The following is a 12,262-nucleotide window of genomic DNA, read 5'->3' as shown; positions in this document are numbered from 1 at the left end:
CCGCCGCCCGGTACCCCTCTGGCCTGGGCGTTGCCCCTTTTCGGCTTATCTTGGCCGCCCCCATCAAGGATTCACGCAACACGCGAGGGTGTCGCTGCGTGCCCCGTCAGGCGTCGAAACGGCCGCGTGCACTCTCGATGTGACCGAGGTACTGGTGGGTCCAGCCGCATATGGCGTCGACCGCGGTGCGCAGGGCCCGGCCCGGCTCGGTGAGGGTGTACTCGACTCGCGGCGGCACGGTGGGGTGCACCTTCCGGTCGACCAGGCCGTTGCGCTCCAGCATGCGCAGGTTCTGGGTGAGCATCTTGTGGCTGACGCCCTCGACCTCGTTCCGCAGCTCGCCGAAGCGCAGGGTGCGCTCGCCGAGCGCCTCGATGATCAGGAGCGCCCACTTGTTGGCGACATCCGAGAAGATCTCCCGCGCCAGGGAGTCCGCGCGCCGCAGGTCAGCGTTCTCGGGCAGGCCCTTGAGTAGTTGCTTGGTCACCATCAGGTTCCTCAGTCACCGAAAAGTGCGTTCTTCCATGTCAACCGTCACTCTCCTACAGTTTCCGAGTAACTACAAGAGAGCGAACCGGAAAGGCGAGCACCGTGACCACCGTTGATGTCTTCACCTACAACGTGCCGGCCGAGAGCGACTTCGGCTACTCACAGGCGATCAGGTCCGGCGACCTGATCCACGTCTCTGGGCAGCTCTCGTTCGATGAGGCAGGCGAGTTCCTCTACGCGGGCGACTTCGCCGCCCAGCTCAAGCAGACCTACGCCAACATGGACAAGGTCCTGGACCACTACGGCGCCACCCGGAACCAGGTCGTCTCGCAGACCCTGTACGTGGTGAACCTGCGGCAGAATGCCGCGGCGGCGGCGGAGGGCAACCTGGGGTACTTCGGCGACCACCGCCCGGCCAGCACGGTCGTGGGCATCACTGAACTGACCTTGCCCGGCCAGGTCATCGAAATCAGCTTCGTCATCGACACGAAGCTGCCCGCTTGAGGTCTCCTCCTCGCACGTCCCGGGGTGCCGGTAAGACTCGCGCAACCCCGGTACACGCGATTGCAAGGCCCGCCGCACCTTCCGGGTCATCCTCAAGCGGACGGACCTCAACCCCGAGGAGTGGACTCCTCGGGAGCTGCGGCACAGCTTGTTTCGCTGATGTCGGATGCCGGGGTGGCGGTGGAGGACATCGACCGGCTCGTCGGGCACAAGGGGACGGAGAAGGTCTACCGGAAGCAGCTCCGGCCGATTCTGCTTGAAGGGGCCGACGTGATGGATCGGATCTTCAACGCGGACACCGAGACGGCGTAGTCACTCAGCTAGGCACCCAGAAGATCGAAAAGGCCACTTCCGATCTTCGGAAATGGCCTCTGAGTTGAGTGGGGCTACCAGGACTTGAACCTGGGACCTCTTCCTTATCAGAACCCTCGGGCACACGATCGGGGGCACATCTACTGCCCTCGACGGTGCCCAGAGGTCGTCATCGTGAGCGGTCGTGAGGGGCTGTTGCAGTACCGGTTGCAGTATGGCCCCATCCCCCATTCCTCCGTCCTCCTCGTAGCTGCCATACCCCAGGACGAGGCCGCCGTGTCAAGGGTCAGCGAAGCTGATCGCATAGCGACGCCGTAGGCGCCCTTGATACGACGGTCGCGCCTGGGACACTCAACCAGCGAGGGGGACGAGACCGCCACGGTCGCCGCACGGAGCGATCGCCGACGGTTTTACAGCGCGTGCCCGTTCCAACGACGAGGGAGTATCTGACCTGGTATGCATCATGCCTCCGGCGCCGTCAATGCCATGATCATTGAGCCCTTTCATCCTGAGTAACGGCCGTCTTCGATCCTTTGCAGGACGAGGATGGCCTGAATGATCCGCGTGGTGCGGCGCGGGCAGCAGTGCAGCTTGGCCAGGACCTTCCAGGTCTTCAGGGTGGCGACGGCGCGCTCGCCGATGGCGCGGATGCGAGCGTGCGAGCGGTTGACCGCCTTCTGGTGGCGTGACAGTCGAGGCCGGTGCCGGTGGCGCTTGAAAGGGGTGCGGATGGTTCCGCCGGCACCCTGGTACGCCTTGTCGGCGAAGGTCCGCACTCCTGCTGTGGTCAGGGCGTCGATGAGGCCGACGGTGCGGGCCGCGGTCAGGTCGTGGGTGGCGCCGGGCAGGGCGGGCGAGGCCCACACCAGCCGACCGGCTGGATCGGCCAGGACCTGCACGTTCATGCCGTGGCGTCGGTGCTTGCCGGAGTAGTACGGCCGCTCATCGGCCAGCCGGTCGATGGGGATCAAGGTGCCGTCGAGGATGGCGTAGGCCAGCCGACCGGCACGTAAGACGGCGGCTTGAACGTCATCGGCGAGTGCGGCGAGCAGGTCGATGCTTTCGCGGACGTAGCGCCAGGCGGTGGTGGTGCTGATGGCGAACCCGGCGGCCAAGCGGGCGTAGGTGTCGCCGTTACGCAGATGGGCGAGGACGAGCAGGGCCTGCCGGGCGGCATCCAGACGTCGCCATCGTGATCGGCGTTCGGCCCGATGCGCGCGGATCAGATCGGCCAGCCGGATCAGGGTGTGATTGGACAGCGGGATGGCGGCAGGGTAAGACAGCAACGAGGCTCTCCGGTTGGGGCATCGGATCTTGGTCGACTGCTGTCTTACCGGGAGCCTCTTCTCATGCCAACCCCCCGGCGCACACCCCTGCTAACGTGCGCGATCAGGTTGGAAAAGCCTCATTGCACGTATATTGCACGCCATGGGGGCTGCGGCAAGAGGGCCGGGCAGCGATCGATCCGCGCTCCCATCGCGCCTTCGACCAAGATCGACAGCCGGGTGACGGTGCCGATCAGAACGAGGACCGACGATCGGATCTAACGTTCCTGCTTCAGCCGAGCAAAGCGCTCGTCCGGCCAGAAGGTGTCCCCCAGCATCAGTTGATCGAAGCGGACGCAGACGGCGCCGGGCACCTCAGTAGACTCCCAGACTTCGGAGACGAGCCGTCCCCGCTCCTTCCAGCGCCGGCTTAGCCAGTAGATCCGGTCACCCGCCACGAGTTCCTTGGCAGTAACGAGTTCTCGCCGGGAGGTCAATCTATCGCTCGGCCATCCGACGCGAGCCGAGAAGCCGTACTCCCAGCGACCCCTGGTCCCAGCTTCGGCTGGCTCGCGCCCGGGGAGAGGCTTGCGCGCCCAGTCGGTTGCTTCAAAGCAGGCGGCCAGCCAGAATGCCTCCGCCTTGTCGAGGATGATGTCCGCAACCACGGGGACAGCGCTCCTGAACCGCAGAACCTCGGGCCAGATGCAGCGCGGCTCCCAGTCAAGGTCGCTGTGGAGCAACTTAGCGTATCCCTCACCTTGACGCTGCCAGAAGATCAGGTCCTCGCCCAAGGCGTTGACGAAGTGCATCACGACGTCGGATGTCCCGAACTCCACACCCGCCATCTCGCCGAGCCATATGCGCAACGCCTGGTTGCCCTGATAGCGGTTCGCATACTGCCGGGCCTGCAGGACGAAAGCGGCAAGGGAAGCATCGTCCAGCCGGTCTCTGGAGTTGACCTCGATGGTCGTCAGCATCACTCGTTCGCGGCGTGCCAAGAGCAGTTGCTCCGTGGCATTGGCCCAGTGCAGGACGCCAGTCTCCGCGTCATGGACGACACAGAATACTGGTACGTTGCCATCGGCCCAGGTATCGGCGTGGTGACCGACTGGAACGCCGTACCCGCCCCCTCTGCGCCAGGAGCTCCCGCCTTTGACCTGCACCTTGATCATGTCGCCCGTAACCCGACCGTCCTGGGTGAAGGTTACGTGCAGGTCCTCACCAAAGTCGTTCTGGCCATCAATCTCCTGAACTATATGATCATGCTGTTCCAGCAGCGTGCGAAGCGCATTGACAGCGGCACGGCCTGGTCTGCGACTCTTGGGAACACTGGGCAACTCTTCTCCCTTCGTCAATCGCGATATGACTTTAATCGCCACCACCGACAGGACCGTGCCACGAATGCTTCTGAGGGAGCTTGCCACGGCATCACGGCATTCCCCTCGCCCATGGCCATCGGAAGCTCCTTCCCTTGGGATGTCTTTCTTGGAACGCGGATGAGAAACGGACGCGCCACATCAACCAGAGATGCTGGCCGACCACGCCATCCGGTGAGCCAGGGTGAGGAACGAACCCTGGCTCGTCGATCGCCCCAAAGCACGTACGGTGACCGGTCATGCCGTGGCGATCGTAAGGGCTGCATCTGTGCGGCGGCACGGCAACCCCGGCCGGTGCGTACGGTTGGTACGGCGGGGCTGGCGTGCGGTGGCCGGCCCGGTGTCCCGCCGCCGTTCGGGACCGGCCCCCAGGCCGCACGCCCGGACGGCGGGCGGGCGGAGGGCCGGGGGTACGGCGGCGCGGCGCGCCGCCGCTTGATTCCTATGAGGCCAATTCGGCAAGTGCTTTGAGCGTGAGGCTCCATGGGTAGGCGTCGGTGCGGTCTCCCCCGGTGCTCGGCGCGTGAGGCTCGAACTGGCCGGGTCCGAGCAGGATGCGGATGCCTTCAGCTCGGAGCGATTCGACGCTGTGACGGAACGGCGCGCGGGAGGCTAGGGCGCTGTTGACGAACGGCAGGACCACGACGGGGATGCCTAGTCCGGGGGCTTCGGAGAGCAGGCCAAGTGCGTAGGTGTCGGCGATGCCTTGGGCGAACTTGTTGATGGTGTTGTAGGTGGCGGGCGCCACAATGATGGCGTCGGCGCGAGGGCTCTTGGGTTCGCTGGGTTTGCGGTACTGGCTGCGGACGGGGCGGCCGGTCTGTTTCTCCAGGGCGGGGATGTCGATGAAGTCCGTGGCGTTGGGGGTGGCAATAACCTGGACGGTCCATCCTTCGTCGTGGGCCAGGGTGACCAGGCGGCCGACATCTCCGGCGGGGCCGGCGGCGCACACGATGATGTAGAGGACCTTGCCGGGTTGGGTCACGCGTGAACTCCCAGGGTGGCGGCGTATTCGCGGGCTTCGCGGCGGACGCTGATGGGCGCGGTGGCCAGGATGTCACGCACCAGGCGTAGAGCGGCGGGGCGGCCGGTGACTTCTTCGGGGGCGATGTCGGCTGCGGCGCGCAGGATGTTGAGCGCGCGCTCGTGTTTGCCGCACATCAGGAAGGCGCGGGATGTGTCTACGAGCAGGGTGGCTTTGCGTTCGTGGATTGGCAGGGCGTTGATGTCCACCTGGCGGGCGTAGTCGATCGCGGTTCCGGCGTCGCCGAGTTGGAGCGCGATGTTGGTGCGGTGGCATAGCACGTTGTTGGGGCCGAACGCGTCCACATGTGGTTGCCCTCGTGGCCCAGGCGGCGGCCGGCGTCGGCTGCCTCGTCGAGAAGTTCGGCGATGGCGTGCCGGTTACCGGTCTTGGCGGCGGCGACGGCTCCCCGCAGCAGCAGCGATCCGTAGATGGACAACTCGTCTGCCGATGGGTTGGCGGGAAGGTCGGCGTTCATGCGCTGGGCGGCGATGCGGGTGACATCGGTAGCGGCGCGGTGGTGTCCGCCGTCCATCAGGGCATGGGTGATGGTGCGTGAGCTGGCACCGATCATGAGCGGGCTCTGGCTGGCGTGCGCGGCGTGGATGCTGCGGTCGGCTGCAAGCCAGGCCATGCCCTTGTCTTCCTGCTTGAGCAGGATGGAGGCCGCGACCTGGTGGGCCTCGGCGGACAATGCGTGAGCGCGTAGCCGGGCGTCGCCGTCCAGCAGTGCGCAGGCTGCCCGCACGTTGCGCAGGAGGGCCGGTAGAGCGCTGGCTACCTGGGAATAGCGGCACGCCTGGTAGTTCTGCTTGGCGGTCGCGATGGTGGCGGCGAGGCGGTCAAGGTCGATGGGGCCGTCTACCGGGGTGGAGTAGTCGACCAGGACGGCGGCCAGATTTTCAATGGGGTCATCGGTCGTGCCGGTGTGGCTGGCCTCGCCGATGACCGCGGTGAATAGAGCGGCCCCGGTAAGGCCGACGAATTCGCGGCGTCGCACGTCGTCCTCGTCCTCTCCCTGGCTGAGGAGGTCCGTCACGCTTGGCGTGATTGTGAGGGTATCAACCCGTATGGGGGAATCTCTGACCCCTGTCTGCGCGCGGGAACGTTTGACGGGGGCGAATCCCAGGTCTTCGGGATCGCGGTGGGTCAGCTCGGCCAGCGCCAGGCGGTACGGCTCGCGAGGCCAGGACACCTCCCCCGCCTCCCATCGGCGGATGCGTTCCTCATCGCAGGTCAGGCCATGTCTGATGCCGCTACGGGTGAGGTTGACCATTTTGGCCATTTCTGCGCGTGACAAATTCGCGTTGGTGCGCCATTCCCGGAGTCGGACATTCGGTTGCGTCTCTGGCATCGATGGCCTGCTTTCCGATGGGGGATCGAAAAGGGTTAAGAGGGGGGCTTGTGGGGGGTTTCCTCGTCTCGCTTTGCCGGTGGACTTGCCATCAACCAACCACGGTACGTCAAGCGGGCTTCCGCAGTAGGGAGCGCCGGACGAACACATGAGGAGATGGCGACGGTGCCCCGGCCAGATGAGACCAGCGAGTTACTGCCCTGCCCGGCATGTCGGGGACGCGGTCGGAAGCTGCTCAGCTCTCGCCGTGCCCTTTTGCTCGGTGACGGCGGGGCCGGCGATGACGAGCGGATTGGGGAGCGGGAGTGTCTCGACTGCCTCGCAAGCGGCCGGGTCGAAGGGAGCGAGCGGTGAACCCACTGATGGCCGCCAGGCTGACAGAGGTGGCGATGGAAGGACAGGACGCGGCGAGGCTGGTCCGGCTACGTGATCAGCTCATCGCGGTGGGGGTGGTGGCCAACCTGCGGGACAACAACAGTGCGTTGATGATTCCGCGGGAGGACAGTACGCCGTTGTGGGTGGTGATGAGCTACGGCGGCGCGTTCTACTCCTGGCAGTCGGGCAAGGTACGGCATCCGGCCGACGATCCGGTGGGCGCGGCTGCGGCGCTGGCCGAGTTCTTGGGCCGGTCATAGGCGGGCGTGGCGGGGCGCGGCCCTCTTGGGCGGCTGGCGGTCTTTAGGGGGAGCGCCGGACCGTGACCAGGGAGCGGAATTCGTTGCCTCGTCACGCCTCACGATCCCCCGGCAGATGATCGAGTCGCGCGTCACGCCCCACCCAAGGTGCCCCTCGTGCTCGGTCCTCTGCCGGGGCCTTGTGCTGTGAAGCGCCCTGCTGTGTGGCGCTGGCGCGCGTAGACAGGCAGGGCGGGGCGGAGTTACCCTCAGCTTAGTCAAACAACCTGTCGGGTGAGAAACGGTCATCATGTCGCTAGAGTCCGTGCCGCCGAAGTACGCGCAACTGGTGCAAACCCTGCAACGGCGGATCGAATCCGGGACCTATCCCCCTGGCTCGCTGCTGCCCAGTGAGAACCAGCTCATCCAAGAATTCGGCGTCTCCCGCCCGACTGTGGTGGCGGCGCTGCGGGTGCTGCGTGAACAGGGGTGGATCGAGTCCCAGCAGGGCAAGGGCCGGTTCGTGCGGGGGCGCCCGGCCCGTGAGGCGGATCGCCCTCGGACCGGTCAGGCGTATCTGACCGCGCCGGAGGACGGCTCGGCCGGGGAGCTGCTGGAAGCTGGTGTGCTCACCGCGCCTAACCGGGTCGCCGCTCTGCTTGGCCTGCCGGCGAAGGGTAAGGCGTTCGTGCGGCGGCGGCTGATCAGCCGGGATGGTGAGCCGGCCGAGTTGGTGTCGGTGTGGGTGCCCTCGGAGTTGGCCCAAGGTACCGATCTGACGAGCGCCGAACCGCTGACGGAGGGCATTGCCGATCATCTGTCGGCGCGGAAGGCGTTGCGGCCGGATCATGTGGTGGAGCAGATCACTGCTCGGATGCCCGGCGCGGAGGAGAGCAGACGGCTGGGCATGGGGCGCAGTGTGCCGCTGCTGGCGGTCTACGGGACCGTGCGGGATGCGTCGGGGCAGCCGTTGGCGGTGGCTGAGGTGTTGTTGCCGGCGGATCGTCACGAGTTGGAGGATGCCTATCCGATCGGTTAGCAGAGTCTCACCACCCGAGCCCGCTTAGGCACTCGACCTATCAAGCGGGCTCTTTCTATGCTCGGAGGAGTTGATAGGTCAAGTGCCTGTCAGTCGAGTTAAGGAGATAGCTCGTATGGCTCTGCAAGGTCCGATCCCCGTCACCTTCACCCAGGTTTTCCCGTACGGCTGCTACCTCGTCGGCGAGGTGGAGCCGGTCAAGGACTTCGATGCCTCAACCCGTGAGCGGTTCGTCCAGGCCCGTGACAAGCACTCCGGTGAGCTGGTCTGGCAGGTCGCCGTCATGGACGCCGACCCGAGTCTGAAGGCCGCGCAGAAGACGGTGTCGGTGAAGATTCTCGCCCCCGCCCCGCCGGCAAAGGCTCGTGGCTGTGGTCGATCATCCGGGGCCTCCTTCCCGCCACCCGCGCCGGACTGGTAGAGATCTGGGCGCTGGATCCCAAGCGGATGGAACTGTCCTACGGCCGAGAGCTGTTCGGCGACCGGTACGCCGCGACCCCGGCCGAGTGCGCCGAACTGTTAGAGGCGGCCGTTGCGGTGATGCAGGAACGAGCCGACCGGTTCGCCGGCATCCAGCGCAACCACACCCCCACCGAACAGGACCCGTTCATCCTGGTGGTGGTCGATGAGGTCGCGTTCCTGACCGCCTACCAGTCCGACAAGAGCCTGAGAGTACGAATCTCCGCCGCGCTGGCCACCCTCACCACCCAAGGCCGCGCGGTCGGCGTCGGCGTCCTGGCCGCGCTTCAGGACCCGCGTAAGGAGGTCATGAACATCCGCAACCTGTTCCCGGACAAGATCGCACTCAGGTTGGATGAGTCCGAGCAGGTGGACATGGTCCTCGGCGACGGCGCGCGGGACCGGGGCGCACACGCGGACCTGATCTCCTCCCGCCCGCAGCAGGGGGCCGGCGTCGCCTACGTCCGACTCGAATCCAGTCCGGATCCGGTCCGGGTTCGGGCGGCCTACGTCTGCGACGACGACATCCGGGACATGGCGGCTGCCTACGGCGGTGATGCCGCATGAGGCCGACTCACCGCCTGGAAGGACTGCGCTGCTCCGACTGCGGCACCCTCGACGCGCTGTGGCTGGACCTGGTACGCGGCATGGTCGAGTGCGGCGAGTGCGGGCAGCGGGCGCTGATCCACCACGACGCATACGACCAGGGCAACGAGGGAGAGGACTTCGGCGAGTGGGGGGCGGCATGACCACCCCGAACCCGAACCGCGCCCTGCCTCGCGCCGTCCGCCAAGCCATGCCGCTGGCTCGCGATGTGGTGGAAGAGGTCGCCAAACAACACGGCGTGTGCATCCGGCCCGTCCCGCTCCAGCGCACCGACACCCACACCGGACAAATTGAGATCATCGACGTACCGTGCGGGGCCACCCTCGACAACATCTGTCCGCCGTGCGCCAAGCGCAACCGGCAGCTCCGCATGGCCCAATGCCGCGAGGGCTGGCACCTCGACGAAGAACCCGCCATCACCCCCGACGACCCCACCGACGAACAGCGGTGGCTGGTGGAGTTCCGCGCCGATGTCCAAGCTCAACGTGACCGGGCGGCCAAGGCCGGCCACGACACCACCGACCTGGATGCGGCCATAGCCGGCATCGACGCCGAGATCAACGCGGCCGGGATGCGCGGCAACGTGCTCAGCCGTACGGCGGGCAAGCGCACACGCTCAACGAAGCGGCGGCAGGACGCGCCCGACCTCCCTCGACGGAAGATGACCCACACCACCCTCGGCCGCACGTTCGTCGGCTCGGACGGCAAGACCTACCGGCCGTCGCTGTTCGTCACCCTCACCCTGCCCTCCTACGGGCGGGTGCGCGACGGCGTGCCGATCGATCCCGACACCTACGCTACGCCCGTGCCGCTCGCGATGCGCTGCACTTCTCCAAACTGGTCGACCGGTTCGTGCAGAACCTCCGTCGCGTCGCCGACTATGACGTGCAGTACTTCGCCACCGTCGAACCGCAAAAGCGGCTCTCCCCGCACCTGCACATGGCCATCCGCGGCACCCTCCCCCGACGCGAGGTCAAGCAGATCGCGGCGGCAACCTACCACCAAGTGTGGTGGCCTCCCGTCGATCGCGCGATCTTCGACGGCGAGCACCTGCCCGTCTGGGATGACAGCGTCGGCTACCTCGACCCGGCAACCGGTGAGGTCCTGACCACCTGGCACGAAGCCCTCGACCAGCTCGACCAGGACGACACCGCCGAACCCCGGCACATGATCCGCTTCGGCGACCAGCTCGACATCCAAGGCGTGCTCGCCGGCACCCCGGACGCCGACCAGTGCATCCGCTACCTGTCCAAGTACCTCACCAAAAGCATCGGCGACACCCTCGACACTGACGCCCCCACCAGGCGTGAACACGCGGCGCGACTGGTGGAGGCACTGCGCTACGAACCCTGCTCCCCAACCTGCGCCAACTGGCTGCGCTACGGCATCCAACCCAAGGCCGCCAAACCCGGGATGACCCCCGGCCGGTGCCGGGGCAAGGCACACAAGCCCGACCACCTCGGCTACGCCGGTCGCCGCGTCCTGGTCTCCCGCAAGTGGTCGAACAAGACCCTGGCCGAACACAAGCAGGACCGCCGTACCTGGGTCCTGCAAGCCCTCGGCATCGACCAGCAGCCGGCCGACCCTCGCCGCTACACCTGGAAGCCCGTCCCGGCCGGAGACGGCAACGTGCCCCCACTGGCCGTACGACTTCTGCGCTCCATCCACGAACGCCAGCGATGGCGCAACCACCTGCGCGATCTGGAAGCCCAAGCACACGGTCAAGATCTTTCGGCAACTACGGAAGCGGCCTAGGGGAGTGGCGATGGACGGACCTGTTCTCTCGGTGGAAGAAGCCGCCTCACAGCTCCGCGTCAGCCGGTGGACCCTCTACAAGTTCATCCGGTCAGGCGAAGTCAAGACGATCAAGGCCGGTCGGCGTCGGCTCGTACCAGTCACCTCGATAACCCAGCTCGTTGACCACCTCATGGAAGAGGCCGCGTGATGGCGAACGCTCTTCCCAGAACTCTGCCAGGAAGACCCGGCGCAGGCGTGCCAACAATGAGGGCACCGTGTACCAGCGACCGGACGGCAAGTGGTGTGGACAGGTCTACGTCCTCACCACGGACGGCACCGAGAAGCGCAAGACCGTGTACGGCAAGACCGCCGACGAGGTGCGCGCCAAGATCGACGACATGAAGATCAAGTCCAGGAGGGGCGTTCCCACCGCCGACCGTCCCTGGAAGGTGGGGGAGTATCTGGACTACTGGCTTAACGAGGTCGCCCGCAACTCGATCCGAAAGACGACCTACGCCAAGTACGAAACCATGGTGCGGCTTTACCTCAAGCCGGGACTCGGCCGTAAGAAGCTCGACCGACTCACGGTGGCCGATGTTCAGACGTTCCTGAACGGCAAGCTCAACGGAGAGCACTCGATCGGCACCATTCACGTCATGCGGAACGTCCTGAGCGCTGCGCTCAGCCGTGCGATGCGGGAGGAAATCCTGAGCCGGAACGTCGCCCGGCTGGCCACCCTCCCGGCGAACGAGTCCAAGCGCAACCAGCCATGGTCCGCTGATGAGGCGCGTACCTTCCTCCAGGCTGCGCGGTTCGATCCGCTCTATCCGGCCTTCGTGCTCCTCCTGGTGTACGGCCTGCGCCGTGGGGAGACCCTTGGCCTGCGGTGGATGGACCTGGACTTCGATGAGGGCCAGATCCACATTCGCCAGCAGCTCGTCAGAGTGGGCAAGGAACTGCATCAGGCGCCCGTCAAGACTAGGGCGGGAAATCGCTCCCTGCCCATGGTCGGCGTCGTACGCGAAGCCCTGGAGATCCAGCGTGCGGGTCAGAAGATCCTTAAGGATCGGGCGGGGGAGAGCTGGACGGAAACGGGGCTCGTCTTCACCACGAAGTCGGGCCGGCCGATCGAGCCCCGCAACCTCGCTCGGTCGTTCGCCCGAATGATCGACGCGGAGGGCCTGCGGCCGATACGGGTTCACGATCTTCGGCACACCGCCGCGTCGCTCCTCAAGAAGCTCCGTGTCGCGCCGCGCGACGCCATGGAGATCCTCGGGCACAGCCGGATCTCGGTCACGATGGAGATCTACACGCACGGCGACGAGGAGAGCCGGCAGAACGCCATCACCAAGGTAGGCGACCTGTTCGAGTGAGGCCGTTGCAGTACGCGTTGCAGCAAAAAGCCCCGGAGCTTGATCGCTTCGGGGCGTTTTCCGTGGTGGGGCTACCAGGACTTGAACCTGGGACCTCTTCCTTATCA

14 protein-coding genes and 2 pseudogenes are annotated in these 12,262 nt (G+C 66.1%); 10 read left to right on the top strand and 6 right to left on the bottom strand.

Features of this window, described 5'->3' with window-relative positions; translation table 11 throughout:
• Positions 1-106: 106 nt before the first annotated feature.
• Complete coding sequence (locus HNP84_RS01310; RefSeq protein WP_185047451.1) at positions 107-490, bottom strand: winged helix-turn-helix transcriptional regulator; 384 nt, start codon at positions 488-490, stop codon at positions 107-109.
• A gap of 101 nt (positions 491-591) precedes the next feature.
• Between HNP84_RS01310 and HNP84_RS01305 the strand changes: the two genes are divergently transcribed.
• Positions 592-993 (top strand): RidA family protein, encoded by a 402-nt coding sequence (locus HNP84_RS01305; protein ID WP_185047450.1) that lies wholly within the window; start codon positions 592-594, stop codon positions 991-993.
• Positions 994-1,152: 159 nt separating this feature from the next.
• Positions 1,153-1,305 (top strand): hypothetical protein, encoded by a 153-nt coding sequence (locus HNP84_RS01300; RefSeq protein ID WP_221335725.1) that lies wholly within the window; start codon positions 1,153-1,155, stop codon positions 1,303-1,305.
• Between the two features lie 503 nt (positions 1,306-1,808).
• Here the strand turns inward: HNP84_RS01300 and HNP84_RS01295 are convergent.
• The 5 genes from HNP84_RS01295 to HNP84_RS01275 form a co-directional block, all read right to left on the bottom strand.
• The gene (locus HNP84_RS01295) at positions 1,809-2,591 is read right to left on the bottom strand and encodes a transposase family protein (protein WP_185047449.1); all 783 of its coding nucleotides are present in this window, start codon (positions 2,589-2,591) and stop codon (positions 1,809-1,811) included.
• Between the two features lie 257 nt (positions 2,592-2,848).
• Positions 2,849-3,997, bottom strand: a complete 1,149-nt coding sequence (locus HNP84_RS01290; protein ID WP_221335724.1) for a DUF4365 domain-containing protein — start codon at positions 3,995-3,997, stop codon at positions 2,849-2,851.
• Positions 3,998-4,391: 394 nt separating this feature from the next.
• A complete protein-coding gene (locus HNP84_RS01285; RefSeq protein WP_185047448.1) occupies positions 4,392-4,934 on the bottom strand; it encodes a flavoprotein in 543 nt (180 codons plus the stop codon).
• Positions 4,931-5,182, bottom strand: coding sequence for a hypothetical protein (locus HNP84_RS01280; protein WP_185047447.1), 252 nt, complete (start codon positions 5,180-5,182; stop codon positions 4,931-4,933). The genes HNP84_RS01285 and HNP84_RS01280 overlap by 4 nt, the downstream gene beginning before the upstream one ends.
• On the bottom strand, positions 5,131-6,327 hold the full coding sequence (locus tag HNP84_RS01275) for a helix-turn-helix transcriptional regulator (protein ID WP_185047446.1): 1,197 nt from the start codon (positions 6,325-6,327) through the stop codon (positions 5,131-5,133). Before HNP84_RS01275 ends, HNP84_RS01280 begins: the two co-directional genes overlap by 52 nt.
• Before the next feature lie 350 nt (positions 6,328-6,677).
• Between HNP84_RS01275 and HNP84_RS01270 the strand changes: the two genes are divergently transcribed.
• The 8 genes and pseudogenes from HNP84_RS01270 (at position 6,678) to HNP84_RS01235 (ending at position 12,155) form a co-directional block, all read left to right on the top strand.
• Positions 6,678-6,962, top strand: a complete 285-nt coding sequence (locus HNP84_RS01270; protein ID WP_185047445.1) for a hypothetical protein — start codon at positions 6,678-6,680, stop codon at positions 6,960-6,962.
• A 304-nt stretch (positions 6,963-7,266) separates the two neighbouring features.
• Positions 7,267-7,980, top strand: coding sequence for a GntR family transcriptional regulator (locus HNP84_RS01265; RefSeq protein WP_221335723.1), 714 nt, complete (start codon positions 7,267-7,269; stop codon positions 7,978-7,980).
• A 115-nt stretch (positions 7,981-8,095) separates the two neighbouring features.
• On the top strand, positions 8,096-8,401 hold the full coding sequence (locus tag HNP84_RS01260) for a hypothetical protein (protein ID WP_246517697.1): 306 nt from the start codon (positions 8,096-8,098) through the stop codon (positions 8,399-8,401).
• Positions 8,332-9,006: pseudogene (locus HNP84_RS01255) on the top strand (cell division protein FtsK); the annotation flags it as partial. The gene HNP84_RS01260 and the pseudogene HNP84_RS01255, both read left to right, overlap by 70 nt.
• Complete coding sequence (locus HNP84_RS01250) at positions 9,003-9,188, top strand: ADP-ribosylation factor GTPase-activating family protein (RefSeq protein ID WP_185047443.1); 186 nt, start codon at positions 9,003-9,005, stop codon at positions 9,186-9,188. The pseudogene HNP84_RS01255 and the gene HNP84_RS01250, both read left to right, overlap by 4 nt.
• Positions 9,185-10,800, top strand: a pseudogene (locus tag HNP84_RS01245) (replication initiator). The gene HNP84_RS01250 and the pseudogene HNP84_RS01245 overlap by 4 nt, the downstream one beginning before the upstream one ends.
• 10 nt (positions 10,801-10,810) lie before the next feature.
• The gene (locus HNP84_RS56650) at positions 10,811-10,990 is read left to right on the top strand and encodes an excisionase family DNA-binding protein (RefSeq protein ID WP_185047442.1); all 180 of its coding nucleotides are present in this window, start codon (positions 10,811-10,813) and stop codon (positions 10,988-10,990) included.
• A 67-nt stretch (positions 10,991-11,057) separates the two neighbouring features.
• Positions 11,058-12,155, top strand: a complete 1,098-nt coding sequence (locus tag HNP84_RS01235) for a site-specific integrase (RefSeq protein ID WP_185047441.1) — start codon at positions 11,058-11,060, stop codon at positions 12,153-12,155.
• The last annotated feature ends 107 nt before the right edge of the window (positions 12,156-12,262 follow it).

Origin of the sequence: Thermocatellispora tengchongensis (assembly GCF_014202315.1) — a bacterium.
In the GTDB taxonomy this organism is placed as follows: Bacteria; Actinomycetota; Actinomycetes; order Streptosporangiales; family Streptosporangiaceae; genus Thermocatellispora; species Thermocatellispora tengchongensis.
Note: the sequence above shows the minus strand (reverse complement) of the source record. Positions and strands in the feature narration are given on the sequence as shown.